This window comes from Niallia sp. Marseille-Q9988 (assembly GCF_976954375.1).
The window spans coordinates 210,797-236,527 of record NZ_CDRJSZ010000007.1; the positions used below are offsets into that span (position 1 = coordinate 210,797).

The 25,731-nt window shown below is 33.6% G+C and carries 32 protein-coding genes, 1 riboswitch and 1 other annotated feature; of the genes, 18 read left to right on the plus strand and 14 right to left on the minus strand.

From position 1 onward, the window contains the following. The first annotated feature begins 666 nt into the window (after nt 1–666). Nucleotides 667–750: riboswitch (ZMP/ZTP riboswitch) on the plus strand. Nucleotides 751–794: 44 nt separating this feature from the next. The 6 genes from ACWNMZ_RS14605 (at nt 795) to ACWNMZ_RS14630 (ending at nt 6,814) form a co-directional block, all read left to right on the plus strand. Further along, nucleotides 795–1,637, plus strand: a complete 843-nt coding sequence (locus tag ACWNMZ_RS14605; RefSeq protein ID WP_235252796.1) for a bifunctional 5,10-methylenetetrahydrofolate dehydrogenase/5,10-methenyltetrahydrofolate cyclohydrolase — start codon at nt 795–797, stop codon at nt 1,635–1,637. A gap of 226 nt (nt 1,638–1,863) precedes the next feature. After that, on the plus strand, nt 1,864–3,207 hold the full coding sequence (locus tag ACWNMZ_RS14610; RefSeq protein WP_449598666.1) for an ISLre2 family transposase: 1,344 nt from the start codon (nt 1,864–1,866) through the stop codon (nt 3,205–3,207). 341 nt (nt 3,208–3,548) lie between these two features. Then, nucleotides 3,549–3,749 (plus strand): cold-shock protein, encoded by a 201-nt coding sequence (locus tag ACWNMZ_RS14615; RefSeq protein WP_016203922.1) that lies wholly within the window; start codon nt 3,549–3,551, stop codon nt 3,747–3,749. Between the two features lie 543 nt (nt 3,750–4,292). Beyond that, nucleotides 4,293–5,759 (plus strand): DEAD/DEAH box helicase, encoded by a 1,467-nt coding sequence (locus ACWNMZ_RS14620; RefSeq protein ID WP_031535934.1) that lies wholly within the window; start codon nt 4,293–4,295, stop codon nt 5,757–5,759. A 151-nt stretch (nt 5,760–5,910) separates the two neighbouring features. Continuing rightward, entirely contained in the window at nt 5,911–6,111 is a 201-nt protein-coding gene (locus ACWNMZ_RS14625) for a cold-shock protein (protein ID WP_031535932.1), read from the plus strand. A gap of 307 nt (nt 6,112–6,418) precedes the next feature. Next, nucleotides 6,419–6,814 carry a hypothetical protein gene (locus ACWNMZ_RS14630; RefSeq protein WP_031535930.1) on the plus strand — a complete coding sequence of 132 codons (396 nt, stop codon included), beginning with the start codon at nt 6,419–6,421 and terminating at the stop codon, nt 6,812–6,814. A 58-nt stretch (nt 6,815–6,872) separates the two neighbouring features. On the opposite strand, the gene ACWNMZ_RS14635 is transcribed toward ACWNMZ_RS14630, so the two are convergent. After that, the gene (locus ACWNMZ_RS14635) at nt 6,873–7,166 is read right to left on the minus strand and encodes a DUF6509 family protein (RefSeq protein ID WP_031535928.1); all 294 of its coding nucleotides are present in this window, start codon (nt 7,164–7,166) and stop codon (nt 6,873–6,875) included. A gap of 466 nt (nt 7,167–7,632) precedes the next feature. Between ACWNMZ_RS14635 and ACWNMZ_RS14640 the strand changes: the two genes are divergently transcribed. After that, nucleotides 7,633–7,836 carry a cold-shock protein gene (locus ACWNMZ_RS14640; protein ID WP_031535927.1) on the plus strand — a complete coding sequence of 68 codons (204 nt, stop codon included), beginning with the start codon at nt 7,633–7,635 and terminating at the stop codon, nt 7,834–7,836. A gap of 208 nt (nt 7,837–8,044) precedes the next feature. On the opposite strand, the gene ACWNMZ_RS14645 is transcribed toward ACWNMZ_RS14640, so the two are convergent. From ACWNMZ_RS14645 to ACWNMZ_RS14660, 4 genes are all read right to left on the minus strand, one after another. Further along, a complete protein-coding gene (locus ACWNMZ_RS14645) occupies nt 8,045–8,734 on the minus strand; it encodes an LrgB family protein (RefSeq protein ID WP_031535926.1) in 690 nt (229 codons plus the stop codon). Then, entirely contained in the window at nt 8,731–9,102 is a 372-nt protein-coding gene (locus ACWNMZ_RS14650; RefSeq protein WP_031535925.1) for a CidA/LrgA family protein, read from the minus strand. Before ACWNMZ_RS14650 ends, ACWNMZ_RS14645 begins: the two co-directional genes overlap by 4 nt. Nucleotides 9,103–9,270: 168 nt before the next feature. Then, a complete protein-coding gene (locus tag ACWNMZ_RS14655) occupies nt 9,271–10,146 on the minus strand; it encodes a LysR family transcriptional regulator (protein ID WP_031535924.1) in 876 nt (291 codons plus the stop codon). A 110-nt stretch (nt 10,147–10,256) separates the two neighbouring features. Beyond that, entirely contained in the window at nt 10,257–10,439 is a 183-nt protein-coding gene (locus ACWNMZ_RS14660; protein ID WP_031535923.1) for a hypothetical protein, read from the minus strand. A 423-nt stretch (nt 10,440–10,862) separates the two neighbouring features. Between ACWNMZ_RS14660 and ACWNMZ_RS14665 the strand changes: the two genes are divergently transcribed. Further along, nucleotides 10,863–11,030, plus strand: a complete 168-nt coding sequence (locus ACWNMZ_RS14665; protein ID WP_449598667.1) for a hypothetical protein — start codon at nt 10,863–10,865, stop codon at nt 11,028–11,030. Nucleotides 11,031–11,094: 64 nt separating this feature from the next. On the opposite strand, the gene ACWNMZ_RS14670 is transcribed toward ACWNMZ_RS14665, so the two are convergent. Next, nucleotides 11,095–11,418 carry a hypothetical protein gene (locus ACWNMZ_RS14670; RefSeq protein WP_031535921.1) on the minus strand — a complete coding sequence of 108 codons (324 nt, stop codon included), beginning with the start codon at nt 11,416–11,418 and terminating at the stop codon, nt 11,095–11,097. A gap of 406 nt (nt 11,419–11,824) precedes the next feature. Here ACWNMZ_RS14670 and ACWNMZ_RS14675 point away from each other — a divergent pair, with 406 nt between their 5' ends. Continuing rightward, the gene (locus ACWNMZ_RS14675) at nt 11,825–12,337 is read left to right on the plus strand and encodes a pyrophosphohydrolase domain-containing protein (protein ID WP_031535919.1); all 513 of its coding nucleotides are present in this window, start codon (nt 11,825–11,827) and stop codon (nt 12,335–12,337) included. 83 nt (nt 12,338–12,420) lie between these two features. On the opposite strand, the gene ACWNMZ_RS14680 is transcribed toward ACWNMZ_RS14675, so the two are convergent. The 4 genes from ACWNMZ_RS14680 to ACWNMZ_RS14695 form a co-directional block, all read right to left on the minus strand. After that, nucleotides 12,421–13,125, minus strand: a complete 705-nt coding sequence (locus ACWNMZ_RS14680) for a DUF3298 and DUF4163 domain-containing protein (RefSeq protein ID WP_031535917.1) — start codon at nt 13,123–13,125, stop codon at nt 12,421–12,423. A 94-nt stretch (nt 13,126–13,219) separates the two neighbouring features. Then, the gene (locus tag ACWNMZ_RS14685; protein ID WP_031535915.1) at nt 13,220–13,447 is read right to left on the minus strand and encodes a hypothetical protein; all 228 of its coding nucleotides are present in this window, start codon (nt 13,445–13,447) and stop codon (nt 13,220–13,222) included. Between the two features lie 13 nt (nt 13,448–13,460). Continuing rightward, nucleotides 13,461–13,691, minus strand: coding sequence for a hypothetical protein (locus ACWNMZ_RS14690; RefSeq protein WP_031535913.1), 231 nt, complete (start codon nt 13,689–13,691; stop codon nt 13,461–13,463). 25 nt (nt 13,692–13,716) lie between these two features. Further along, nucleotides 13,717–14,040 (minus strand): ArsR/SmtB family transcription factor, encoded by a 324-nt coding sequence (locus ACWNMZ_RS14695; protein ID WP_031535911.1) that lies wholly within the window; start codon nt 14,038–14,040, stop codon nt 13,717–13,719. A 234-nt stretch (nt 14,041–14,274) separates the two neighbouring features. Between ACWNMZ_RS14695 and ACWNMZ_RS14700 the strand changes: the two genes are divergently transcribed. The 4 genes from ACWNMZ_RS14700 (at nt 14,275) to ACWNMZ_RS14715 (ending at nt 18,953) form a co-directional block, all read left to right on the plus strand. Next, a complete protein-coding gene (locus tag ACWNMZ_RS14700; protein ID WP_031535909.1) occupies nt 14,275–14,658 on the plus strand; it encodes a PH domain-containing protein in 384 nt (127 codons plus the stop codon). Nucleotides 14,659–14,823: 165 nt separating this feature from the next. Then, the gene (locus tag ACWNMZ_RS14705; protein WP_251629441.1) at nt 14,824–15,582 is read left to right on the plus strand and encodes a class I SAM-dependent methyltransferase; all 759 of its coding nucleotides are present in this window, start codon (nt 14,824–14,826) and stop codon (nt 15,580–15,582) included. A 219-nt stretch (nt 15,583–15,801) separates the two neighbouring features. Next, nucleotides 15,802–16,056, plus strand: a binding site (T-box leader). A 130-nt stretch (nt 16,057–16,186) separates the two neighbouring features. Next, entirely contained in the window at nt 16,187–17,827 is a 1,641-nt protein-coding gene (gene metG / locus ACWNMZ_RS14710) for a methionine--tRNA ligase (protein WP_031535904.1), read from the plus strand. 610 nt (nt 17,828–18,437) lie between these two features. Beyond that, entirely contained in the window at nt 18,438–18,953 is a 516-nt protein-coding gene (locus ACWNMZ_RS14715; protein WP_048718878.1) for a hypothetical protein, read from the plus strand. 36 nt (nt 18,954–18,989) lie between these two features. On the opposite strand, the gene ACWNMZ_RS14720 is transcribed toward ACWNMZ_RS14715, so the two are convergent. From ACWNMZ_RS14720 to ACWNMZ_RS14730, 3 genes are all read right to left on the minus strand, one after another. After that, nucleotides 18,990–19,133 carry a hypothetical protein gene (locus ACWNMZ_RS14720; RefSeq protein WP_204375778.1) on the minus strand — a complete coding sequence of 48 codons (144 nt, stop codon included), beginning with the start codon at nt 19,131–19,133 and terminating at the stop codon, nt 18,990–18,992. Nucleotides 19,134–19,284: 151 nt separating this feature from the next. Continuing rightward, complete coding sequence (locus ACWNMZ_RS14725) at nt 19,285–19,467, minus strand: hypothetical protein (protein WP_031535900.1); 183 nt, start codon at nt 19,465–19,467, stop codon at nt 19,285–19,287. Nucleotides 19,468–19,607: 140 nt separating this feature from the next. Then, nucleotides 19,608–20,438 carry a type II toxin-antitoxin system SpoIISA family toxin gene (locus ACWNMZ_RS14730; protein WP_031535898.1) on the minus strand — a complete coding sequence of 277 codons (831 nt, stop codon included), beginning with the start codon at nt 20,436–20,438 and terminating at the stop codon, nt 19,608–19,610. 364 nt (nt 20,439–20,802) lie between these two features. Between ACWNMZ_RS14730 and ACWNMZ_RS14735 the strand changes: the two genes are divergently transcribed. The 5 genes from ACWNMZ_RS14735 to ACWNMZ_RS14755 all read left to right on the plus strand — a co-directional run bounded on the left by ACWNMZ_RS14735 (nt 20,803) and on the right by ACWNMZ_RS14755 (nt 25,060). Then, a complete protein-coding gene (locus ACWNMZ_RS14735; RefSeq protein WP_031535896.1) occupies nt 20,803–21,333 on the plus strand; it encodes a GNAT family N-acetyltransferase in 531 nt (176 codons plus the stop codon). A gap of 20 nt (nt 21,334–21,353) precedes the next feature. Further along, entirely contained in the window at nt 21,354–21,926 is a 573-nt protein-coding gene (locus ACWNMZ_RS14740) for a histidine phosphatase family protein (RefSeq protein WP_031535895.1), read from the plus strand. 516 nt (nt 21,927–22,442) lie between these two features. Further along, nucleotides 22,443–22,997, plus strand: coding sequence for a sigma-70 family RNA polymerase sigma factor (locus tag ACWNMZ_RS14745; RefSeq protein ID WP_031535892.1), 555 nt, complete (start codon nt 22,443–22,445; stop codon nt 22,995–22,997). A gap of 2 nt (nt 22,998–22,999) precedes the next feature. Next, complete coding sequence (locus tag ACWNMZ_RS14750; RefSeq protein WP_031535891.1) at nt 23,000–24,382, plus strand: DUF4179 domain-containing protein; 1,383 nt, start codon at nt 23,000–23,002, stop codon at nt 24,380–24,382. A 135-nt stretch (nt 24,383–24,517) separates the two neighbouring features. Beyond that, a complete protein-coding gene (locus ACWNMZ_RS14755) occupies nt 24,518–25,060 on the plus strand; it encodes a GNAT family N-acetyltransferase (RefSeq protein ID WP_031535889.1) in 543 nt (180 codons plus the stop codon). A 185-nt stretch (nt 25,061–25,245) separates the two neighbouring features. Here ACWNMZ_RS14755 and ACWNMZ_RS14760 read toward each other — a convergent pair whose 3' ends face one another. Further along, the gene (locus tag ACWNMZ_RS14760; protein WP_031535887.1) at nt 25,246–25,626 is read right to left on the minus strand and encodes a DUF4183 domain-containing protein; all 381 of its coding nucleotides are present in this window, start codon (nt 25,624–25,626) and stop codon (nt 25,246–25,248) included. Nucleotides 25,627–25,731 lie beyond the last annotated feature (105 nt).

Below are 25,731 nucleotides of genomic sequence, written 5' to 3' on the forward strand. Positions count from 1 at the left end.
AAGTAGGGCGAGTCAACACCAATAGAATCGTTGCTTGCCCTAAAGTAAACTGTATTTAGCCTGCTATACTTTTTGTTCATTTGCTTAGATTCTAAAACCATTAAATGAATGATTTTACAAAAATAGGGAAGGTTGAAGTTGACTTATATCCATTTCTAAGATATGATGTTTCTTGTATGTATTTGAGGTTTAAAAAGAATTTTGTAGAATTATGTGTAAGGTAACTAAGATATTTATAAGTAAACGGAACAGCTATATAAGAACATTCATGACAATTACACTCCAATTATCTTCAAAAACACATTTAAAATCCTTCCTATTGCGGATTAATCCTTCCATTATTTTTTTCAGAAATGTATTTTTGTGTTCTGCACAATTCACCCTAAATTCACACTGGCACGGCCTAGGAGCCGTAAGGATGAAAGAGAGGTAGGGCTTTCGTTGTTTTAGGCATTTACACCAATTAACTAGTATTCGTGTATTTCCCTTAAATATATGCATAGCTAATGTGTATTCATCATGATGGATACAGTAGTCAAAGGATCTTCTAAAACTGACTTTAAAATCAGTTTAGAAGATCCTTTTTTCATTTGCTTTAAAAAGCAGAAATGATCGGAAAATTTATTTCATTTAAAATAGAGCTATGATATGATACATAAGTACTTATCAATACATAGTGACTGACGACATAGATGGAAATAACCATATGGGAGCTGTGTATATGTATAGCCGGTCGTCTGGGCAGAAGAGCAGCAAAACGCACTTCTTTCTATAATTTACCAGGAGGTATATACATGTCGAAAAAACTGATTTTAGACGGAAATGTAGTAGCAAATGCAGTAAAGGATGACTTAAAAGGAAGAATAAGCGCTCTAAAAGAAAAAGGGGTAACTCCTTGCTTAGCAACAATATTAGTTGGAGATGATCCATCATCTGCTACATATGTTAGAATGAAAGGTAATGCATGTGCTAAACTTGGGATAGAATCTAGGAAAATCCACCTGAAAAAAGAAACAACAACAGAAGAATTGTTAGAAACGATTAACAGATTAAATAAAGATAAAGATGTCCATGGTATCTTGCTACAGCATCCTGTCCCAAGTCAAATAGATGAACGACAAGCATTTGAAGCAATTGATATCGAAAAAGATGTCGACGGTGTTACAAGTTTCGGTTATGGACAAACGGCCCTTGGTTTTGGGAAATATCCTTCTTGTACTCCAGCTGCTATTATGAAAATAATGGAACATTACGAAGTAGAAGTTAGTGGGAAACATGCGGTTGTCGTAGGTCGTAGTCCAATTTTAGGAAAGCCTGTATCTGCATTGCTCCTAAATGAAGATGCAACAGTAACAACATGCCATTCTCGTACGGTAAATGTAGAAAGCTATGTAAGACAAGCAGATATAGTTATTGCTGCAGTAGGAAAACCAAACTTTATTCAAGGAGACTGGATTAAACCAGGAGCAGTTATTTTAGACGCAGGCTATAATAAAGGCAATATTGGTGATGTGGATTATGAAGCTTGTATAGAGAAGGCTTCTGCGATTACACCTGTACCAGGAGGCGTTGGTCCTGTTACAATAAGCATGCTTTTAAAACACACGGTTGACTCAGCGGAAATAGCATCTCGTTAAAAAGAAGCTTTTCCTGTTGTATTTCCGAGAATAGTTTTGAAGTATGAGTAAAATGTTTGTGGGAGAATAAATATCCTTTTTGTCTAGTTGGGGGACTCGTCCCCCAACTAGACAAAAAGGCCACCAAGCGAGAGCGCGGTAGCTGGAAAAAATTAAGCATTAAAAAAGAGAGCTTCCTTTTGTAAAGTAGAATTTGACTAGAAAACTACGAAAAGGAGAGGCTCTCATGAATCAATGTAACACAAAAATGCCATCATTAAAAGAATTGGAAAAAACTTTATTTCGAACACTACAAATGACGTTTCAAGAAATTCTTGTTCAAACATTAGAAAATTGGGATCAAGAGATTGCTCAGCAACGAGACAAAAGAAGATTTGCTTTACGTGATAAACGAGAAATACGAGTAGATACAGCGTTTGGAGCTGTGGAGCTGAAGCGTAATTATTATTTTGATCGTGTGACCAAAAAATATATTTGTCTATTAGATCACTATTTACAGTTTCAGGGGAATAAGGGATTTAGTCCGCTACTAGAAGAATGGGGGTTAGAACTAGCGACGAATGGTTCCTCCTATCGAAAGGCGGTGGAAACGTTCGAACAATTTTTAGGCTATTCGGCGATGAGCCACGAAGCATTACGGCAACATCTTCTTCAAACAAGCGTACTTCCCGCTAAGGAAAAACGCCCTTTTCAAAAGGTATTGTTTGTAGAAGTAGATGGATTATATGTGAAGAGTCAAGAAAAGAAAAAGCGTGGATGGGAGTTGAAATTCGCCGCTGTACACGAGGGATGGAAAGAAAACGGAAAGCGAGTCAGGCTCCGAAATAAAAGGCATTTTCTTTATGAAGGAAAAGAACCCTTTTGGGAAGCCTTTGAAACGTTCTTACAGAATCATTATGCGTATGATCCTACCCAAACCTTGCTTATTATTAATGGCGATGGAGCAGGCTGGATAACGGCATGTCGAGAGTATTTTCGGGAACGCGCCTTTTTCACCATGGATCGTTTTCATGTCGCTCGTTCAATGAAGCAACTAATGAAGAGCCATCCTCGATACCGCTACATGAAAAGAGCGTTAAAAAACTACCAGGTAGAAACATTACTTCTAGAGTTGAATAGCGCAGTAGGAACAATGGATACACCAGAAGAAGAAGAAAAACTAGAGCATTTCCTTGCCTTTTTAACGCATCATCAGGAAACCATAAAAGATTACCGTAGTTGGTTACAGGAAAAAGGTGTGGACACGACAGCGTATCGTCCAATGGGAAGTGCAGAGGCGATGATGAATCAATTAGCCAAACGATTAAAAAATGGAAGAGCATGGAGCAAAAAAGGGGTCATGAGCATGGCGCGCTTGTGGATTGGATTGAAGGATGACCTATCCATCCAAACGATATATGGGAAATGGGAAAAAGAAAAAAGCCTAAATACATCAAAGAAAGAACATCGACCGAAAAGAAAAGTACCCACAAAATTAGTAACAGAAACCGTGCGTCAGAACATGCCATACTTAAATCAAGCGATTGGAAAACCCATTCACTTTGCCTTACAGGGATTAAAAGGTTTTTAAAAAAAGAAAAAAACGAAATTTTGATGAAAGAAAATATTTAGAAAGCGGATACAAAATTAAAAGTTTTATTTTATAAAAAGGGAGCTAAAAAAACTCCCACAAAAACTTGACTCAATCAGTTTTGAAAACGTTATTGACAAAAAGCCAATAAGATTATATTATAAGTGTAACGCAATTAAGTTCGGTATATGTTTTATGGATAAGGTGGTCGTAGCTGCAATGTATGTAGGCGATTTTCTTCTACATCATTCCAGCTACGGCTTTTTCATGTTGAATGAGGTATCGATTCCTAAAAGTTATATTAGGTGCTTAGTGTGTAACACATTTTTGGAGGTTTTACAATGAACACAGGTAAAGTAAAATGGTTTAACGCAGAAAAAGGTTTTGGTTTCATCGAGTCTTCTGAAGGGCAAGACGTATTTGTTCACTTCTCTGCTATTCAAACAGAAGGTTTCAAAACTTTAGAAGAAGGCCAAGACGTAACTTTCGAAATCGTTGAAGGTAACCGTGGACCTCAAGCTTCTAACGTAACTAAAGCTTAATAAAAAATTAAAAAAAGGTGATGCCTTTCAAAATGCATCACCTTTTTTAATGATGTTTACAAGAACTTCTATAACAAAGATTATTTCATATAAACGCTTTGAAAAAATCATTTTAGAATGAAAGCATAATGTGATTTACTCACTGTCTTATTACATTAACTTAGCATTTATATAAAAAATCTCCATCAACTTCATTATATTCATCCGTTAAAAAACCACATAATTTCCCACTAAAGTATGGTATAAAGGCTTTTAATTGATCCTATTTACCTTAATGTTTTGGAAAATGAAAAAAAGTGAAATAAAATGGAGAGTATATATTTATAACAAAATAAAACAATACACTCTAGGTTGGTATTTTCTAAACAATAATGTCCCTTATAATAGGGCGGTGTTTTAAGGTTTATATTAAAGAGTAATCATGCGCTAAAATTAGTGGAATCCATTCATTTAAAATGATAAAGATCCTATCCTACGACATTTATGGCCCTATATTCTAAGGAATATCAATCAACGGAGTACAATTACAAGGAGGAAAAAGTATTGACAACTTTTTCAGATTTTAAATTAAGCAGCAGTTTAGAAAAAGCATTATCAAACATGGGATTCGAAGAGCCAACACCTATTCAGGCACAGGCTATTCCAATTGCATTATCTGGTAAAGATATGATTGGACAAGCTCAAACAGGTACAGGTAAAACAACAGCATTTGGTGTGCCTTTACTTGAAAAAATTGAAGTTGGCAAGGCAGTTCAAGGGTTAGTTATTGCTCCAACAAGAGAATTAGCAGTCCAAGTAGCAGAAGAATTAAATCGTATCGGTTCTGTAAAAGGAATCCGCACATTACCAATTTACGGTGGCCAAGATATAAATCGCCAAATTCGCGGATTAAAAAAGAAACCAGAAATTATTGCAGCTACACCTGGTCGATTAATTGATCATATAGAGCGTAAAACAATTCGTTTACAAGATTTAAAAATGATTGTACTAGACGAAGCAGATGAAATGTTAAATATGGGATTTATTGAAGATATCGAAAGAATCTTAAGTGAAACTCCAGATTCTCGTCAAACACTATTGTTTTCTGCGACAATGCCAAAAAGAATTCAAAGCCTTGCAGAAAGATTCATGGTAGAGCCTGAAATCGTAAGAGTGAAAGCAAAAGAAATGACAGTAACAAACATCGAACAACATTATATGGAAGTGCAAGAGCGTCAAAAATTTGATGTTCTATGTAGCTTACTTGATATTCAATCACCTGAGCTTGCAATTGTTTTTGGTCGTACAAAAAGACGTGTTGATGAAGTAGTGGAAGGATTAATCAAACGTGGTTATTCTGCAGAAGGTATTCACGGCGATATTCCACAAGGGAAACGTGACCAAGTGATCCGTCGCTTTAAGGAACAAAGCATTGATATAATGGTTGCAACAGATGTTGCAGCAAGAGGATTAGACATTAGCGGTGTATCTCATGTTTATAACTTTGATATTCCACAAGATCCAGAAAGCTATGTTCACCGTATTGGTAGAACAGGACGTGCTGGTAAAAAAGGTCTTGCTATAACGTTTGTTACTCCTAGAGAGCTTGATCATTTACGTATTATTGAAAATGTAACGAAGAAATCAATGTCTAAAAAACCAATCCCTTCCCTTACAGATGTGTTAGCTGGTAACCAACAAGCTACCATTAATAAAATTACTAAAACTGTGGAAGAAAATGAGTATTCTGAATATAAGCGTGTTGCAGAAGGTTTATTAGAAGAAACAGATTCAGTAACATTACTTGCTGCTGCATTGAAGCTACTTACAAAAGAACCAGATGCTACACCAGTTAAATTAACAGCTGTTGAGCCATTGCGTTCAAGAAAGAAAGATAATCGTTCTGGTGGCGGTGGCGGTAACCGTAGACGTCGCAATGATCGTGGCGGAGAACGTGGCGGATATGATAGAAAACGCCCAAACTCTTCAGGTGATAGCAGAAGACCTAGAAGCCGTAACAGAAGCAAATAAATCCTATTCTTTTATCTAGAATACATTATTTTTCCGACAATAGATGGACGTTTAAATTTCAGCGTTTTAAATATGGAAAATTGGGTATACTAGTTAAATGAAGGGTATTTCATAAATATCCATGTTATTTAAATCTAGGAGGCAATAAGAAATGGCAACAGGTAAAGTAAAATGGTTTAATTCTGAAAAGGGATTTGGATTTATCGAAGTGGAAGGTGGAGAGGATGTATTTGTACATTTTTCTGCTATCCAAACAGAAGGGTTCAAAACTTTAGATGAAGGTCAAGAAGTTAATTTTGATATAGAAGAAGGTAGCCGAGGACCACAGGCTGTAAATGTAACAAAACTATAATCGTAATAAAGAGTCCTTTTATGGGGCTCTTTTTATTTTTCAAGTTTTTTACTGGTTGCTTGTGAAAAGAAAAGTTCAATAAAAGTGAGTAATGGAGAGCAAGACACGCATCTGCAAGCTTTGTGATAATGTCTTAGAAGAAACACTGGGAAATCAACTGTTCGAAAGAAATGATGGGTGAAACAAACGAACGCCACTGGTCGTTTGTTTCACTTAAGGAAAGAGCTTATGTAATAAGAAAGGACAACTCTTTGCTAATTTCACTGTAATTGTATAAAATAATAAAGTAAAGAAAGAGGTGCATAATATGAAAGAATTTAAGGTGAGTTTCCATGCAGAAGATGGAGTCGATCAAATGGTTGTACAAAAACTAAGTGAGGACGATTTTAATCGTGCTACGAGTGGAGGTACTAGACAATTATTTGAATTAGATACAAATATTGGTTTTTTTATTTATTTTGATGCAGTGGATGAGGCAGGAAAAGAATCTTATTTAGTTCTTCAGTATGAAGAAGAAAATGAGGATCCATCTGCTTGCTATAGTTTTCAGCTAAAAGATTTCTATCAATTTGTAGCATTGCACTTAAATGATTTGCAATATGAAGAAGATGAGGAAGAGGATGAAGAAGAGTTTGGTCCTATCCACTATCTGGCGCATTTAATGCATCATATTGTAGAAGATGGAAAAACTGTTGAAGTTTAAGCTAAAAGAGAAAAGAACGGAAGGAGTGCATTCCTTCCGTTCTTTTCTCTTTTCTGCCTTAAATTTCTTCCTCCAAATAATGCATGTTGCAAAAGGTTTTTATTTCTTCCAGTTCATCGTCTTCTAAGCCATAATCTAAGTATTTATTTTCTAAGCTATTATAAAAATGATAATTAAGAATGCGAGAGACACCCTCATCTACTGAGAAAAGAACTTTTATTTGCAGATGGTCTTCTTCTGCTAATTCATCGTCTTCATCGAACTCAACAGTTAGGAAAAATTCGTAACGTTTTCCGATAAGAATGCCAGTTGGGTCTTTTATTTCCTCAATGGTATATTCTTTTATGTTCACTTAATAAACCTCCAATAATTCTTCGATAAAACAATTGATAATTTGGTCACCTCAAAAATAATATCATATTAAGTAGGGAATAGCTAATTGAAAGAATTTTTAATATCCAAAATCCTTTCAGAATTTGGGAAAGAAAGATAACTCGACATTTTATTAAAATAATGTTTGCATTAATGGTAGGAAGTATGGCATAATGAAAAGTTTGACTTTCATAAGTATTTATGTTATATTTAATATTAGTTTTTAGTTTAGATTTATATTTCTCACGCACTTGTTTAGGGATTATTTCTTGTGTTTTCTCTTGTTTACAAGTGTTTTTTATTTTATGGCGTTAAATTTTCTATGTGAAGTGAAGAATATAGTAATAAGAGATGTGGGTAGAAGCATGAAATAGAATGCGCAAACTACCTTTATCACATAGTTCATTTAACAAAAAATTAGCTTCCTGGAGGTGCTTCATTTGGCAATGGGATTTGGAAGAAGAAATAATGAAGAAATTGTTAAAGAAGAAGTGATGGTTTGGGATTGTACATCAGAAACTTGTAAGTGCTGGATTCGTGATAATTTTAAAAGCAGTGAGACACCAAAGTGCCCAATATGCGGAAGTGAAATGGTTAAAACAACTAGAGAACTTCAAGTAGTTAATAATAATAGCATCTATTCGAAATAAAAAGAAGAGGAATTTTCCAAAAGGATTGACCTCACAAGATTTGTTCATTCGATTGATAGTAATCGATTGAGAAATCTTGTATGGTCTAATCTTATCTGGAGAAGTCCTATTTTTTTTGTCTATTTTTTAATGCAAAAAAAAGAAGAAATGCCAATAAAGAGACATTTCTTCTGCCATTATTTATTCTGTTACTGGTGCATGCGAACTCTTAAGCAGTAAAGTTAAGCATTAACGGGATCAAAGAAGTTCCCCATAAAACAGTAATCCACGCTGCTAAAATCATTGCAAGTGTAGAAAAGGTTGCCTCTTGTTCTCCAAATTCCATCGCTTTTGATGTGCCGACTCCATGTGCTCCCATTCCAAGCGCTAAGCCTTTTGCTATCGGGGAGTGAAGGGATAACCATTTTATTGTATACGGCCCAATGATTCCTCCTAGAACCCCTGTGATAATCACAAATATTGTTGTTAGTGTTGGCAGGCCACCAATTTCCTCTGATACGACTATTGCAATAGGTGTAGTGATGGAACGCGGCAAGATACTCATTATAAAGTCATTGTTTAAATGAATCAAAATGGATAATAAATAAGAAGAAAAAATCGCGACCAAAGTACCTGTTGTAACGCTAATCATAATAATCGTAAAATATTTCTTTAACAAATGTAAGTTTTTATAAATTGGAACGGCGAAAGCAATTGTTGCTGGTCCTAATAAATGTGTTAATGGTTGTGCTGATTCCATATAAGTCGTTGCTGGAATACGAAAGATACTAATAAACGCAATTAGCAATATGGGGGTAATTAACAACGGATGAAATAATGGGATATTCCATTTTTTATAGCAGGCTTTAGCTATCCGATAAAGAACATAGGTTATAATGGTGATTATGATAATTTTCATTTACTAAAACGTCTCTTTCTATTATAAATTTTTTCAGCAGTAAAACCTGTAGCCCCCATTACGATAAAAGTACTTATCGCGATTAGTAGTACTGTTTCAACTCCTTTAACATTTAGAATTTCGTTGTAATTTACAATGCCGACAGCTGATGGAATAAAAAATAACAACAATTCTGCAAGCAGCCAAGCAGCGCCTTTTTCGACCCATTCAATTTTCACTAATTTAAGCTTTAATGCAATAAAAAGGACAATTAATCCAATCATTGAAGCTGGAATTGGTATAGAAACGATCAATTTAATTCCCATGCCGATAAAAAGAAAAACATGGAGGAATAAAATTTGACCAGCGATTATCAATATATTCTTCAATGGGCTCACCTTCTGTTATTCATTTGATGGAATAATATCTTCCATCTCCTTGGTATATGAATATCATACGCTTCTAATCGTTATTCGTAAAATACATAGTTATTATAGTTAATATAACTAAAAGTTATTGAAAAGCGAAAGCGAGAGAGTTGAAGAATATAAGGATAATTATTCATTATCAAGGACAAAGTCGATAAATCTTCTGCTGGCAACGGATAGATAGCGATCCTTTTTCGTTATGATAACGAGCTCCCAATTTGTAACAGGCTCTAAATCAATGAACCGAACTTGATTATTATTTGCTCGATTGCATATCGATTCCGGTAGTATGGAAATTCCTAGATTTGCAGCGACAATTTCCACCATAAAGTCCCATTGGGAGCTTTTGAAAATAATATTTGGTTCAAATCCTTCTTGAATGAATTTTTTCCTCATTATTTCATATAGAGCAAATTCTTCGCTGTAGAAAATAAATTCTTCTTCTTTTAATTCCTTCATATGAACTTTATTTCTACTAGCAAACCGGTGCGATTCTGGGACAATTAATTTTAATTCTTCCTTAACAAGTGGAAACACATGGTAATCTTCATCCGCTAAAGGAAGCACAGCAACCCCCATTTCAAATTCGCCTTCTTCGACACTTTTAACTACTTTGGCAGCGCCGTATTCCTTTATATTAATTTGGATGTTAGGATATGCTTTATGAAAAGCGGCAATTATTTTCGGGAAAAATAAACTTCCGATAATTGGCGGGAGCCCAATATTAATATTTCCTCTTGTTAAATTGGTCATATCATGGAGTGTGGATGACATTTCTTCCACTTGTGCAAGGATTTTTTGTCCATATTCAAAAACGACTGATCCCGCATCTGTTAGCTCATGTGTTTTATTTGACCGATGAATTAATGTTAAGCCAATCTCTGCTTCTAGGCTTTTGATTGCTTTACTAAGTGCAGGCTGTGATATATGAAGATTCTCTGATGCCTTTGTCATATTTTTTTGCTTAACTACTTCTACAAAGTAATGTAATTGTCTTATTTCCATCTTTCTTCCTCCTTTCATTACGGAAAATGGCTGCCTCTAATCAAGGAGACAGCCTTTTTGACCATAATTCATTATGTTGTAATAAACTCCTTATAATTGCCGAATAGTGTTTATTTCGGTATTTTTTTTAGCAAGGATAAATTTCTAATCATCGAACCGACAAACATCGTGCCAGCTCCTCCAAAAAGAAGTATTAATACTGTTTGCTTGCTAATAACATCAAGTGGATACAGTACACTGCCTAAGATTGCGAAAAAACCAATTAGCGATAAAAACCAACCAAATTTAGTCATAATAAACTTCCTGTCCTTTAAATAAAATGTATTAATAATTACCTATTTTACGCAAATTAGAAGCGAAGCACAACTATTGGCTAGTAGTTTGTCGAAAATTGTGGTGTATTCGTTCAGCTCCTAACACAATACTGGTAAAAAGGGCTGAATTTAATCGGCGATTTTATCAAGCCTGAAAGGAAATTACACGAAAGACTCGGATCATTTCATTCGGTTAGAAGAAAAAATTTATTCGCATTAAGAAATGATTTATTTTACAACTTCATTTTTAAAGTGCTACTTCTTTCTAACAGCTTGTAGGAACTGATGGAATTGATGAAAAAATTAGAGACACATTTATATATAAATACGGAGTAATTTTAAGTTTAAATGGGAAATGGATGTGGTATAAGTAGATTATCAACTTAAGAAGGTGTGAACATCATGAGCATTTTTCACCAGTTAAAAGACAAGATAATCTTTATGCATAATTGGAAGGATAATTTAACTGCACACAAAAAATATGAAAATTTATACAAAAAAAATGCGACAGAAATGATATATCTTAATATGTACCGTTTAAAATCAAAAAAACAAAATGAACAAAAATAATAGACTAGGGTGAGACGCATCCTAGTCTTTGTTATGTTTCAAAATCATTTAGCTATATTTTCTATTATGCCATGGATGTTTCTTTTAAATAATCAGAAAAAACCTTTTGTACAAGAACTTCTTCTTGAATATCGTCCGAATTATGTAAATCCTTAATACAGACTACGTAAACAGATTTTACAAATAAGTGTAATGCTTCATCATCCGTTAATTTCTGGATTTTCTTTATTAGTTGAATATCAGTAATGTAATTAACGATACGATCAAGGAATTCCTTCGGGTAATCTTTTGGCTGCTTACCAGTTTCCTCTTGAAAAATTCCTCCTTGTCCTTCAATTTCGACATGACGTATTACTTTTTCTAATTCTTGAATACTGAATATCTCCATTGATTATACACCTCTTTCCCTCTAGTATTATAACAGGCTATTAAACAGTAGTAAATTGATGATTTTACACTATTTGAAAAAGCTTGATTTAATAGTCTTTCAGTGGTGTTATATAAAAGATTAGAAGAAAGATTAGGAAGGCTTTTTTTCCTATTTTAACTCCATCGTTATTCCTAAAATAAAGGAAAGTACTACAAAAAGAAAGTCAAAATGTTACAATAGTCTTTAGTCCATACCGAACGGGAAAAGCCTATAACTACATAAATGGAGGAAGATAGGTGTTTTAAACTCTTCCATATTAGAATAGGAGAAGTATAATAAATTTCAGCGAGAGGACTAAAGGGAAAATTCATATTTAATGGAAGTTTTCTAATTACATTTACGTTTATTTCGAAAAGGAGTAGTAATGGATAATAATAAGATGTATCATATGGTGAAAAATTTTCATGAAGCATTTGGACATGAAGTGGCAAAAGAACCTACTGCTATTGATGAAAAAACAGCTGTTAATCGAGCGGTTTGGACAGGAGAAGAATTAGTTGAATTTCTATATGCTACGGCTGAAGGAAATGAACAGAAATTCCAAGTATTATATAAACAGTTTTTACAAGGATTAGATAAAGCTGCTGATAAAATACTTACCCAAAAGAAACCAGTCGATGATAAATTAGTAGCACAGATGGATGCACTAACAGATGTTGAATATTTCAATCAAGGAAGTTTTGTCATTGCTGGTGTTGAGCCATTTCCTCTCTTTCAGATAGTGCAAGAAGCGAATATGGGAAAATTATTTGAAGATGGCAAACCACGCTTCAGAGAAGGGGATGGCAAGATTATTAAGCCACCGAATTGGGAGGCAGATTTTGCACCAGAAGGCAGATTAAAAGCGGAAATAGAAAAACAAAGAAAAAATAAATAGAAATAATGGGAGGAACTGAGAGTTGGTCAATACTGTAAAAGTAATAATGGCCACCAAAGTTCTTCCCATTTTTACTACTCAAATTATTGAAATACGGAAGTAGGAATCAATATGGATGGATTGCCAGAAACGTATGGACCTACTTCATATTGCTGGAATATTAGGACTATTCCTTTGTCAGATAAAAAGAAATTCGTTTCATTTGTTACTTTAAAGTCTGCAAATTCAGTAGAATCTGAATAAAATATTTCAGGATGTTTTTTCATATATGCTAATGCATAATTTGTTACCTTTTCATATTCTCGCTCTGATGTGAGAAAGTCATCTAATGTCAATTGATTTCCTGATTTCAAATCAAAATTATATGACGAAATAACCGTGTTTCCATGTGCACCACCAGTAAATTGATAATCATTAAATATGATGCTAAGTTTATTATTACTGTTGAATTTCACCTTGTAATTGGTAATGTATTCGAATTTACAAACAGATGGTGACTCTTTGCAAATTGGATCTGTTTTCATTTTTTCCATTTCTTTCATCCATTTAAAATATCTCTTATAAGAATGTTTGATATGCTGTAAAAGAATTTTGTTTACTTGATTTTGAGCTTTGTTATTTGGTGCGCTTATTAGCGTAGGATATTTGAGATTTTCGATATTTTTATATTGTTTTGTCATAACCACATTAGGTGTTTTAATCGCAGATGCAGGTATTGGTTGAATAGTAAAAATAAGTATATGTAAGACAGATAACGTAAGAATAAATAAATTCGTTTGTTTTTTCATAAAAATCTCCATTCCTTTCAGATAGTATTACTATTTTTTTACGAAAGAGAATGGATATGTATGGTGATAATTGGAAAAAGCTAAAGGGAGTTGATTAATCGACTTCCTTTAGCTTTTTTTCAATGGATTTAAGATGGTTATTTAGGTCATTTATCATGGTCATTTGCTGCTTATGAATAGATAGGCTGCTTCTTTCCAACTTTAATCTTTCGATGGCTCTAGCCTCTTTCCGTTTAAGAAAGCGAACAACGATAAATATAAGTAAAACAGGAATGAAAATATAAAGGAATAAAGTTGGCAAAACCATAATGGCTATAGTCATATTATTTCTCCTTTTAATTTGTCTCATCTAAGATTTTTTCAATGTGGACAATTCTTTCTTTGATTTTGTTAAGAGCATTTATTTGTTCTTTTTGATTTTCAATATTTTCTTTTTCTATAATAATCTTTTCATCTGCTCGTGCTTCCGCTCTTTTCATATATCTAGCTAAATAGAATAGAAACCCAAGGATCAAGACTATAGGCAGAATAAAAATGAGTAAATTGATCATACTAAATAATTGCATTTGTTACCTCCTAAAATGTAATATGCTACTCCTTTCTTTTTTTTATCGACACGGTTTTAGCCAAGTCTGTAATGAATTTTTCTGATAAAGGAACATGAAAAGGAATCAATTCATAGTATTTCATTGCTTTTCCATCTTTCGAAATTTCATGGTGTCCCTTAACAATTTCTGCGTTTTCTAATTTTTGAAGATGTAAATATAACAATGGTCTACTAATTCCAAGCTCTCGAGCTAACAGACTTACGTATTTTCGTTCTTTTTGCAATATTGCAATAATTTTTAATCGATACGGATTAGACAATGCTTCAAGTACTAGGAGTAATTGATCACCGTTATTTATACTTTTCATATGTAATAATTTTATTACAGGTGTAAATGTTATGCAAGAACAATTTTGAACTTTTTTTGCAAAGTATATTAAAAAAGGAGGGAAATAAGAATAGAATAAAAAGCAATGGCTTATCACATAAAGTTGTTTCGTATTTTTCGCAATAAATACTACAATCTTATGGAAAAGTGTTAAATTAGGAAACTTTTATAGCTGTTAATTCGTATATACATTAAAAAATGGAGGTAGATTTTTATGGGTTTTTTAAATGGTTTAATGGGAAATGCAAGTTCAACAGATGTGAAAGAATTAGAAAAGGAATTAGATAAGATTATCGGATCAAATGAACAGATAGAGCTTGCATATAAATTAATTCGAGACTTAATTGTATTTACTGATTTACGATTAATTCTCGTTGATAAACAAGGTTTAACTGGTAAAAAAGTCGAGTATTTGTCAGTGCCTTATAAAAGCATCTCTCGGTTTAGTATCGAAACTGCTGGTCACTTTGATTTAGATGCTGAATTAAAAATTTGGATTTCTGGTGCAGAATTGCCAGCTATATCCAAACAATTCAAAAAAGATAGTAGCATATATGACGTGCAAAAAGCACTTGCAAGTTATGTGGCAAAGGCTTAAGATAATTGGAAATTAGTCCCTGACTGTTTAAAGACAGTTATGGGACATTCTCTTAAAAAAATATAGAAGGAATGTAATGTTCTTTGTGGAATATTTATTTAGTATGGTGCTTATAGGATAAAGATAGGTGGAGAAGGAAAGATTGGGTGGAATAGGGGGAATAATATGCATTCAGAAGCGAAATTTACAGGGAAGTCTACATTATATGATCGTTATCGTCCAGGTTATCCAAAACGTTTCTTTATTGAGCTTTTTACAGAGTATATTGGTGCCAAAGATAATTTCGTCATTGCTGACATCGGTGCTGGTACGGGGATTTTTACAGAATTAGTTGCTACTTTTGGAACAGATATTATAGCGATAGAGCCAAATGACGATATGAGATCTATTCTAAAAGAAAGAATGGAAAATTTCACACAGGTGACATGTGTAAACGGTTCAGCTGAAAAAACAGCGCTTGCTGATAAGAGTGTGGATTTAATTACGGTTGCTCAAGCATATCATTGGTTTGATGCAATTGCCTTTAAAAAAGAGTGCGAACGAATTCTGAAGAACAATGGTCTTGTCATGCTTATATGGAATAGTCGTGATCATACGAGTAGCTTAAATATGGAAACGGCAAAAATATCGAAAAAATATTGTCCTGATTTTCAGGGGGTTAGTGGTGGAATTAATATTGAGCGCCTGGATTTACAGCAATTTTTCACGCATGGCTATGAGCATTATGCTGTCTCCAATCCATTAAAAATGGATAAAGAACATTTTATAGGCAGAAATCTGTCTGCTTCCTATGCACCAAAAGAAGATGACTTTTTTTACGAGGAATTTGTTGGTGAACTAGAATTTCTTTTTGAAAAGTACAGTAAGGACGAAACAATCCTAGTTCCGAATGACCTGCATGTTTATGTAGGCGCTATCATTTGAGTGTTTCGAAGAATACTAGTATTTCCTTTAAGAAACTTTTATACGACTCTCACCCCTTATTTAGGAATATGGGAGCAAGATCAGATTCCGAATGTTCACTAAGCTTTTCTGAGGGGATAAAGGCCCCTATGATAATGGAAGTTTTCTTTTGTAGTTGAAGGACTTTTCGAAAGATATTGACAATTGACGAAGAAAAATCTACAATAAATCTTAATAAAAATGATGGCGTAGATAAGGAAAAGTAAATAAGGCAATTTTTTTAGAGAGCTTCCGAGGGTGGAAAGGAAGTAAATGAACCTTATTGAAAATGACCTTTGAGCTTCGTACCGAAAACTATGTGTGAGTAGACTACGACGAGACAGGCACTCGTTACAACAGCGGCAGTATCTCTTTCAAAAAGACGTACTGATTAGAGGCAAATAGTGCAAATTATTTGTAAAGCTAGGTGGTACCACGGGTAAACTCGTCCTAATCTTTTTAGATTAGGGCGTTTTTTTTATGGTTTTTAAAATGATAGGAGGATTTTATAGGCAGTAAGAGTGTGCGTTATCGAAATTCAGATAAGCAAAACAAAATGGAGAGATGAATGAAGGAGGAATAAATGATGACAATATTTATCGGGGGAGCTTGGCCATATGCAAATGGATCCTTGCATTTAGGACATGTGGCGGCATTGTTGCCAGGAGATATTTTGGCACGATATTTTCGCCAAAAGGGAGAGAATGTACTTTACGTTTCAGGAAGTGATTGTAATGGAACGCCAATCTCGATACGAGCACAACAGGAGCAAACAACTGTTGAGAAAATTGCCGATCGCTACCACAATGAATTTTATCAATGCTTTACCCAGTTAGGATTTACTTTCGATTTTTATACAAGAACAGATGCACGGCATCATCACATATCAGTTCAAGAGATATTTCTTACTTTATTAAAGAATAATTTTTTATATAAAAAAACAGTTGAGCAGGCATATTGTCAAAAAGACAACCAGTTTTTACCTGATCGTTTAGTAGAAGGCATTTGTCCTCACTGCAAACAAAAAGCTAGAGGGGATCAATGTGATTACTGCTCTAGTATATTAGATCCATTAGAGTTAGAAGACAAACGCTGTAAAATTTGTGGTGAAACACCAGTCATTCAAAAAACAGAGCATTTCTATTTTGCTTTTAGCAAGTTTCAGCAAGAGATGGAGACATACTTAAAACATGCTGAAGAAAACCAGCTTTGGCGTGAAAATGCTCTTTCTTTGACAAAACGTTACTTAGAGGAAGGACTTCCTGACAGAGCAGTTACAAGAGATTTACCAAATGGAATTGATGTTCCATTAGAAGGCTATGATGGGAAGAAAATTTATGTTTGGATTGAAGCTGTGTCAGGCTACTTAACGGCTACTATAGAAGTATGTAAAAAGGAAGGCATGAATGTGGAAGATTATTGGAAGGAAGAGACGATTTCTTATTACGTGCATGGAAAAGATAATATTCCCTTCCACTCCGTTATTTGGCCGAGTATATTGCTTGGGCTGGGCAAAAAATCCTTACCGACACATATCATTTCTAGTGAGTATTTAACATTAGAAAAGAAGAAATTATCCACCAGCCAAAATTGGGCTGTATGGGTTCCATATATTTTACAAAAATATAATCCTGATTCCATTCGTTATTTCTTAACAATGAATGCTCCTGAAGCAAGAGACACAGACTTCTCATGGCGGGAATTTATCTATAGTCATAATAGTGAACTATTAGGAGCATACGGTAATTTTGTAAATAGAACATTAAAATTCATTCAGAAAGCGATGAATAGCAAGATTCCAGAAAAGCAGATTTCAAAAAGGATTATAGCGTTTACAGAAGAGGTGTATAAAAAGTCAGGAGAATGGGTTGAAAAGGGAAGTGGAAAAAAAGCGTTAGAAGAAATTTTTTCTTACATTCGTTATGGAAATCGTTATTTTGACAAGCAAAAACCATGGGAACAGATAAAGGGAAAGGTGGAAGATGCAGAAATTACTTTAGCTAATTGTACATATATTATTATAAATTTAGCCCAACTTCTCGAACCATTTGTTCCTTTTTCTACACAGAGAATTAGAGACATGCTTGGTATTAACAAAATAGAATGGAAGCTACAACACACACTTCCATCCGAAATATTGTATGTCACCCCTTTATTTGAAAGATTGGATTTAGGATTAATCGAAGAAGAGTTAAAAATACTACAAGATGGAGTGATAAACGGCTAGCCTTCTGACAGTTCGCTTAGCTTTTTTTCACTAGTATCTCACTTTTAAACTTCAGTAGTAGTAGGAGATATCTGTCTGTATTAATCCGATTGCTTCAACTAACCATTAGCGGAAGAGGATAGAACCCTCCGGTTAATGGTTAGTTTTTATTTCTATGGGAAGGAACCTGTTGAATAGGTAAGAAATTATTATTCATCAGAAGGTTTTAGATGAATTCCTCCGAGAGCCAATTACTTTACCGTCTTCCTTCCGCTCCCTCTGATAATACAACGACATAAGCATTTATCTTGTATGTCACCATTTGGCAGTAAGAATGACTTTTCTTAAAAGACCGAAATTGATTGTAGAAAATTGATTTTTTTCAGAGAAAATACAGGAAAATTGCGTTCATATATCGAATTGATAGGTATTAATATTATCATTTATGACCATTTCATGTAATATGAATATACTAGATTAAATACAATACTTGGACCGTAAGAAAAATCACTTGGCAATTTTTCCATTACTATGGAATAGACATAAAGTAATAAACAAAGAGCGGATTATCAGAGAGTATATGGCAAAAGGAGTTGAATAAAGCAGTTAATAAGTAAGGAGGGAGCTAAAAATGAAGTGGAGTGAGTTTGTATCCCATGGAAAGAACAGAGTCTTACCAGTCATTATAGAGGTATTGGGCAAAAAATATCCACATTATGCAAGTAAGCTTTATCCAATATGTTATACAAGCTTTAGTGATTTGGGAATTCTTTTTACACCCTGTGGTTTATTTAGAAAAAAGAAGAAACAAAGTATTCGAACGGTTCGATATAAAGAAATTATGTCAGTGGAGTTTAACGTCCAACGAGTACCAACTGTTTACTTATACCTTTTAGGATCCTCTTTGCATTTGAATATTATTCTCCACTTAAAAGACCATTCCATTTTATATTTGGAAAGTGAAGATATAAGTCTCTTTCCTGAGCTAATTCAGCTTTTAAAAAAGCAGAAAGTGGTTATTAAAGATCCTTTAAAACTCCAAAAAATTCTAAAAGAACAGGATACGATGGAAAAGTTTTATTCCTATATTGATAAGTATTTAGAACAGGATTCCTATTATAACGACAAGGAACCTAAAATAAAATAGAGAATCAACGGTTAACGAGTTATTTTGAGATCAAAATCAGTTACTGAATTTCGTTCTTTTTTCTAAGGATTCTAATAATTCTATTGCATTCTTATTGTAAATAGAAGCAGAAAAATGCATAGATGGTACACACATATGTCGACGATTAGGATTGCGATTTTGTTTTCTTTTTATTGTCATAGAAATAAGCCTCTTGATTACTTTTTATCTATAGGTTTTCCATCTTTTCAATATTCTTATACAAGCCTTTAAAACGTAAAAAAAGAGTCTCGGAAAAGAGTTAGAATTCTTGATGGAAAGAATTCTTCTCCTTTTTTGAGACTATAACTAATTAAGCACGTTTTGCTAGTAAGTTTAATGCTTTTTTATTCATGTCATGAATATCTTCAAATGTTTCTGATACTGCTACTGTCATTTTTCTCCTATTCGGATTCATTGACTTTTTCGACTGTTTATTTGGTTTGTTGAATGGAGTAGGATTTGAAGCAGCTGTCGTTTTCTTTTTGCTTGCCATATCAATTCCTCCTTAAAGAAAAGTGTTTGAATGAACAAGACACAAGCTATTAAGCAAGGAAACTAGCAAACTTTCGTTTGTTAGAAATGCTCATGCTTTATCTATATATTATTATACTACAGAATATGTAAAATGGAGCCTTAAACCATGTACCAATCGAAAATTTGTGCGAGGTTCAGTATATGGGAAGCGTCGATTCCGTCAACTTCTACGAAATGAGAGCTGATACCAATCAGCATATTGTAACTTTCCCCATAATATGCAACGATAAAAACATTTTTCGTTAATTCCTCTACTGTTGAATCAGTACCTGGACCCTTTAATGGAATACTCTTTCCTTCGAGAAGCTCTTGAATAATGCTGGTTCTACTTTCGTTATCTAGAAAGCTAATATTATAACAAATTTCTACACTATTAAAAGCTATATTCACATTTTCTTTTAATTCTTCTCCATTTGTGCTAATCGCAAATGGAAAAATGGCGATATGAAATTGAAATGTGTCGGCATAAAGATTTAAATATGTACGTAATTCTTCTCGATATTGCCTCCAATGCTGAGGAGGATTACGATCTATAAAATGTTCAGCTGTTTTGGAAATAACTTCTGTAAAGTTTTGAACTTTTTTTGCATTATACCCTAAAACTTCCTCATTTTTGCGGATTGTTTTTCGGATATAATTGCTGTGCTGAAATTCAGTGTTCCAAATCTTCAGAATATCAGGAGTTTGGAAAACGGCAATATCAAGAAAGACGGCAGCACAAACAAAAGACAATATTGTTTTCCAGTCGACTATTTGCAGCTGATTAGAAAAAAAAACCAAGCAGATAAGAAGAAAGAATAATACATAATACGACTTGCGAATTGCTTGGAGATTTTCTACATATTTATCTGTCCGCCACCAAAAGTATAATAGGGAAAGAACTACTAATAAGATAATGGCAGACAGGAAGCTATAAAAGATCGTTGTCAAAGTAACTCCTCCTTTTGACACTATATGACTATTATTATACCATGGAGCATCTATTTTAAAGAATTATAATAAGGAATGAGATCATTTTCTTTACGGGCATTTCTACCGTTTATTATGCAAAATTAACTAATAATGAAAGCTCTTTGTATTTTACAATATGTAAATTATAGACTAAAGATAACGGAGGTCATAGCAAAAAGCTTTCCGAACACAGCCTTTCGTTTTGTTAGCCATTTCCTTTTTCTAGATATAGTAGGAAATTAGTACACAGCTTTTAATTACCCTAGGATAATAAGCGGAAATTGATTATAATAGGAAAAAATGGTAATTTTTTAGATGGATAAACAGAGAAAAGGGGATTAAAATGTTTCCAACATTAGAGACTGAAAGATTAATATTAAGAGAACTAGTAAAAGAAGATGCAGCAGACTTATTTTCTTCCTTTTCTAAACCAGAAGTAATGCGCTATTATGGCCAAGAAGCTTTTTCAAACATGGATCAAGCGGTAACATTAATCCGCCACTTTTCAGATAGCTATCGAAATAATAAGGGAATTCGTTGGGGAATTCAAAGGAAAGGAAGCAAGCGCCTAATTGGCACGCTTGGTTTAAATAATTTTGTCCTCACACATAAACGAGCTGAAATCGGATATGAAATACATCCCGATTATTGGAGAAATGGATACACGTCAGAAGCGGTAGAAAGAGTTGTCTCCTATGCATTAGAAGAGCTTCATTTAAACCGCTTAGGGGCTTTGGTTTATTTAGAAAATGCTGCATCTAATAATCTTGTTAAAAAGCTCGGATTTCACCATGAGGGCATTCTCAAATCATATTTTGTACAAAATGGTCGAACTTATGATGCAAATGTATATGCAATAATAAAAGACATTTAGTAAAAGAGAGAAGGAAAAAAGTGGGTTCTTTAACAACGGTATATTTTGTAAGACATGCTCACTCGGAGTATTCCACAGATGAATTAGGCAGGCCATTATCAAAGAAAGGTCTTGCAGATGCTAAAAGAGTAGCAAAGAGAATGGAAAAAGAGTCAGTCAATATTGTTGTCTCAAGTCCTTATAAGAGAGCGATTCAGACTGTTGAGGGTATTGCTGGATATTTTCAAGTTGAGATTGAAGCCATCGAAGAATTAAAAGAACGTGTCTTAGCATCAGGAGAAGTGAGTGATTTTAATACGGCAATCGAAAAGGTGTGGACAGAGGAAACTTTTGCATGGGACGGCGGGGAATCGAATATCATTGCCCAAAAAAGAGGAGTACGAGCACTTTTTCATTTACTAAAACAATATGAAAATAAAAACATTGTTATTGGTACGCATGGAAATATCATGGTCTTAATAATGAAATACTTTTCTAAGGAATATGATTTTTATTTTTGGAGAAATTTACAGATGCCTGATATTTATAAACTAACCTTTGAAGGTCAACAGTTACAGGCTGTGCAAAGAATATGGGAAGATCATAATGGATAGACATCTCTTCTTATTTGGTGGTGGCCTCCATTTACGAGTAGATTGGTGAAGGAATTTGCAGAATTGGTTTCTACACGCAGTGGGAAAATATCTTTATTTATTTTAGAAAGAGCAAATTGGCAAATGTATATGCCCTAGATATACATTAGCACTGACAGAACGGGGGATAAAAGAATTTCACTATATAACCTTAACCAACTGTTTTGGCAGATGAGGCAAGCGAACTACTTCACAATAGTTCGGGCATCGTCATCTCATCGGCGGCGAATATACAGAGCATTATGAAGAATTAATTGTAGAGACTCCTATTTCAACGGTAATTAAGGAATAATTTTCAGCAGGAATAATAGGCATTAAGCAAAAAACTTTCATTCCATATAATCATGGGAAAATTGCTAATAGGTACATAGCTTTCAAAAAATCTTATGTTGCATATTGCAATGTAAGATTTTTTTGCGAAAAAGGGAACATTTTAAGCTGATAGCTTATCAAATAGTTAGAAAGGAGGGGAAAAGGTTGAAAATTATTGCATTGAAAAGTTTTGAAGTGGAGAAAATGAATAATTTAGTAATACTAGCAAAACAAGGAGATAAAGAAGCATTTGTGCATTTAATTCAAGAAAATAAAATAAGTTTGTATCGAGTAGCCAAGGGAATATTGCAAAATGAAGCAGACGTAGAGGATGTCATTCAAATTACAATTTTAAAAGCATATGAGAATATTAGAAAACTAAAGGTGTCAGAGTATTTCAAAACATGGATTACACGAATTCTAATTAATGAATGTACAACAGTTTTAAGAGGTCAAAAAAAAGTTGTTCCAATGGAAAATAACATTAATGACCTAGCTACTACAGAAGATACATATACAAATGTAGATTTGTATCATGCAGTTCATTCTTTAAGAGAAAAATTAAGAATTGTTACGATTCTTTTTTACTACGAAGATTTATCAACAAAAGAAATTGCTAATGTACTGGCTCTTCCAGAAGGAACCGTTCGCTCAAGGCTTTCCAAAGCAAGATTAAAGCTTCAAAAAAAGCTTAATATACAAGAGAAGGAAGGAGAATAACAATGACTGATCACTTTGATAAAAAGGTAAAAGAAATGGTAAAAGATGATTATATGATTTCTGAGCAACTAGAAAACAAAATAAATGAAACACTAGCCAATTTACCAAGTCATAAAATGCATGGTAAGAAAAAACGAATGATTATTTCAACAGCGGCGGCCGCAATTCTTGTCTTATCCATGGTAACATTTCGAATGAACCCATCATTAGCACAAAATATTGGCATTCCTACCTATTTAGAGAAATTTCTTTCATTAGGAAATGACTATGAAAAAGTGTCTCTCCAAACAAGTGAAGTACAAGAAAGTCAAGGAGTTAAATTAACGATTACTAATACCATTTTTGATGGGTATTATCTACTGGTGTCATATAAAGCAGAACAGAAAGACCCATTTAAACATAAGCCAATCTTATTTCCGCAAAATGCAAAAATTGTAGCAGGAGATAAAGAGTCTTTTGTATCGGTATCAAATGAATATGGTGATTTTGAAGATAAAAATAATACAGTTTACAATGGTGTGACGGTTTTTCCATTAAATAATGGCTCGTTTGATTTTAATCATGAAATAGATTCAGAAGAAAAGTTTATTGAAGAAAATAAACTAGATATTTTTAATTTACCTAAAACATTTCATTTACAATTCAATCTGGAAGAGCTCGGTTTAGGCTTAGAAAATGAAAGTGAAAATAATAAAATAAAAGGGAACTGGGAATTTGACTTGCCAATAGAAACGGTAAAAGCAATGGAAAACAGTAAAGTCATTGACTTAAACAAAAATATCCCGGAATTAGGAAATAATGTGCAGGTTGAAAAATTGGTTATAACACCTATTCGAATATATTTACAAGGACTTCAAGAGGAAAAGAATAGTAGTAACTTAGATTATGTGATAAAAGATGATAGTGGAGAAACAAAAACTAATTTAGGGGGATCTGTTTATGTGAATGATAATGGTCCTGATAGATTATTAAGTAATTATGAGAATAATAATCCATTAATGAAATCATTAACCATTGTACCGTTTGAATATCATAAAGAACCACAAATAACTGCAGAGAACTCTACAAAATTTAATGCTAGTGGCAAAACAAATCTACCAATTGGTAAAGGGAATTATATTACGATTACAAACGTGGAAGAAAAAGATGGTAAAACCTATCTTTCTTATCATGCAGATGTACCAGTGTATGAGTATATGCCATTTATTATTCGGGATAAAGAAGGGAAGGATTACTACCGTATTTATGAAAAAAATGTACCTTCTACTGTAAACTCTGATGCAATTGCAGTGATGGATGGCAATCTTATGGACGATGACTATACGATTTTTAGTCCAAATACGTATTATTTTGATCAAGCCTTTACCATTGATATTACAAAATAAGGATAAGTTGGAGCTATGAGAAAATTTCTTGTAGCTCCGTTTTGCTTCTAAAATTTATATCCCTTGTTGTCAGAAAAATCTGTTGTTTTTTATAAAGGAAGGGGGTTAAAATTATGAAGAGAGAGGAGCGTTTAAATGGTACAAACGACTGAACAAATATACATAAGGTTATTTGAAGAAAAAGATGCAGAAAGTCTTTGGCAATTAGAGGTAAGGAATCGAAAGTTTTTTGAAAAATATTCAATTGCAAGGAAAGAACTATTTTATACATTAGAATTCCAACGTGAGCTTATTACAACATGGAAAGAAAATGAGAAAAAGGATATTGATTATCATTTCGGGATATTTTTAAAGGAAACGGATGTTTTGATTGGAAGTGTCAATCTATATATGGTAAGAAGAGAACCTGCTCATAACGCAATTGTAGGCTATGTACTGGATAAAGAGCAAAATGGCCAAGGATATATGACAATGGCAGTGAAACAGTTAGTTGATTATGCATTTAACACCCTGAAATTACATCGTCTAGAAGCAGGAGTCATGCCACATAACATAGGATCGATTCGCGTATTAGAGAAAGCGGGGTTTCATAAAGAAGGAATAGCAAAAAGTAATGTGAAAATAAATGGACAGTGGAAAGATCATCAGATTTTGGCGATTATTAATCCAAATGATTAGAGGAAATTCAATATAGGTTACCTTTTTTTAATGGAATCGTAATATGCTTTCTATTAACCATTTGCACCTACAACTTCATTAAATTGCTCGATAGAAGTATGTAGTGGCTATAAATTAGGTTAGATATTTTATGTACAAGAAAAAAACAGGCAGAGAAATGGATAGTTTTTCTGCCTGTCGTATTCTTACGTTGTAATGGTTGCTTCTGAGGTTGGTGCAAAGTTGGTAATTTCTAATACAACAGGAGTATCAGCAATAACGGTAGAATCTGCAGGAACGGTAATAATTAATTGTCCAACACCAGTACCTCCAGGTGTATAAGCAATAAGATCATCCATTTGGAGTACTCCATTTACATACACATTTAAATAACTGTTATCAGCAGTAAGTTCTGGTAACGTTGCGCCATCGGCACCAGTATCTGTCATAAAATCATCTGCTGCAATTGTAAGTGTTCCTGCTCCAGTTACTGGCTCGGTAACGATATTAAAAAAACGATCAACAGTTGGAACCGTATCAATATCAAGCGCTGCACTCACGGCAAGCTTCATGATTTGCAAAGGCATAGTATCACCACCTTAATCCATTTATACTTTATGATATGAAAATAGAACGAAAACGACTAGACGTAATGGAATTAATCACAATATGTGCACCATCTGACATTCTAT

Excerpts from the sequence above, each read along its gene's own strand:
- ACWNMZ_RS14605 (WP_235252796.1), top strand. The coding sequence starts at position 795 with ATGTCGAAAAAACTGATTTTAGACGGAAATGTAGTAGCAAATGCAGTA.
- ACWNMZ_RS14610 (WP_449598666.1), top strand. The coding sequence starts at position 1,864 with ATGAATCAATGTAACACAAAAATGCCATCATTAAAAGAATTGGAAAAA.
- ACWNMZ_RS14615 (WP_016203922.1), top strand. The coding sequence starts at position 3,549 with ATGAACACAGGTAAAGTAAAATGGTTTAACGCAGAAAAAGGTTTTGGT.
- ACWNMZ_RS14625 (WP_031535932.1), top strand. The coding sequence starts at position 5,911 with ATGGCAACAGGTAAAGTAAAATGGTTTAATTCTGAAAAGGGATTTGGA.
- ACWNMZ_RS14630 (WP_031535930.1), top strand. The coding sequence starts at position 6,419 with ATGAAAGAATTTAAGGTGAGTTTCCATGCAGAAGATGGAGTCGATCAA.
- ACWNMZ_RS14640 (WP_031535927.1), top strand. The coding sequence starts at position 7,633 with ATGGGATTTGGAAGAAGAAATAATGAAGAAATTGTTAAAGAAGAAGTG.
- ACWNMZ_RS14645 (WP_031535926.1), bottom strand. The coding sequence starts at position 8,734 with ATGAAAATTATCATAATCACCATTATAACCTATGTTCTTTATCGGATA.
- ACWNMZ_RS14655 (WP_031535924.1), bottom strand. The coding sequence starts at position 10,146 with ATGGAAATAAGACAATTACATTACTTTGTAGAAGTAGTTAAGCAAAAA.
- ACWNMZ_RS14660 (WP_031535923.1), bottom strand. The coding sequence starts at position 10,439 with ATGACTAAATTTGGTTGGTTTTTATCGCTAATTGGTTTTTTCGCAATC.
- ACWNMZ_RS14665 (WP_449598667.1), top strand. The coding sequence starts at position 10,863 with ATGAGCATTTTTCACCAGTTAAAAGACAAGATAATCTTTATGCATAAT.
- ACWNMZ_RS14670 (WP_031535921.1), bottom strand. The coding sequence starts at position 11,418 with ATGGAGATATTCAGTATTCAAGAATTAGAAAAAGTAATACGTCATGTC.
- ACWNMZ_RS14675 (WP_031535919.1), top strand. The coding sequence starts at position 11,825 with ATGGATAATAATAAGATGTATCATATGGTGAAAAATTTTCATGAAGCA.
- ACWNMZ_RS14680 (WP_031535917.1), bottom strand. The coding sequence starts at position 13,125 with ATGAAAAAACAAACGAATTTATTTATTCTTACGTTATCTGTCTTACAT.
- ACWNMZ_RS14685 (WP_031535915.1), bottom strand. The coding sequence starts at position 13,447 with ATGACTATAGCCATTATGGTTTTGCCAACTTTATTCCTTTATATTTTC.
- ACWNMZ_RS14690 (WP_031535913.1), bottom strand. The coding sequence starts at position 13,691 with ATGCAATTATTTAGTATGATCAATTTACTCATTTTTATTCTGCCTATA.
- ACWNMZ_RS14695 (WP_031535911.1), bottom strand. The coding sequence starts at position 14,040 with ATGAAAAGTATAAATAACGGTGATCAATTACTCCTAGTACTTGAAGCA.
- ACWNMZ_RS14700 (WP_031535909.1), top strand. The coding sequence starts at position 14,275 with ATGGGTTTTTTAAATGGTTTAATGGGAAATGCAAGTTCAACAGATGTG.
- ACWNMZ_RS14705 (WP_251629441.1), top strand. The coding sequence starts at position 14,824 with ATGCATTCAGAAGCGAAATTTACAGGGAAGTCTACATTATATGATCGT.
- metG (WP_031535904.1), top strand. The coding sequence starts at position 16,187 with ATGACAATATTTATCGGGGGAGCTTGGCCATATGCAAATGGATCCTTG.
- ACWNMZ_RS14715 (WP_048718878.1), top strand. The coding sequence starts at position 18,438 with ATGAAGTGGAGTGAGTTTGTATCCCATGGAAAGAACAGAGTCTTACCA.
- ACWNMZ_RS14720 (WP_204375778.1), bottom strand. The coding sequence starts at position 19,133 with ATGACAATAAAAAGAAAACAAAATCGCAATCCTAATCGTCGACATATG.
- ACWNMZ_RS14725 (WP_031535900.1), bottom strand. The coding sequence starts at position 19,467 with ATGGCAAGCAAAAAGAAAACGACAGCTGCTTCAAATCCTACTCCATTC.
- ACWNMZ_RS14735 (WP_031535896.1), top strand. The coding sequence starts at position 20,803 with ATGTTTCCAACATTAGAGACTGAAAGATTAATATTAAGAGAACTAGTA.
- ACWNMZ_RS14750 (WP_031535891.1), top strand. The coding sequence starts at position 23,000 with ATGACTGATCACTTTGATAAAAAGGTAAAAGAAATGGTAAAAGATGAT.
- ACWNMZ_RS14755 (WP_031535889.1), top strand. The coding sequence starts at position 24,518 with ATGGTACAAACGACTGAACAAATATACATAAGGTTATTTGAAGAAAAA.
- ACWNMZ_RS14760 (WP_031535887.1), bottom strand. The coding sequence starts at position 25,626 with ATGCCTTTGCAAATCATGAAGCTTGCCGTGAGTGCAGCGCTTGATATT.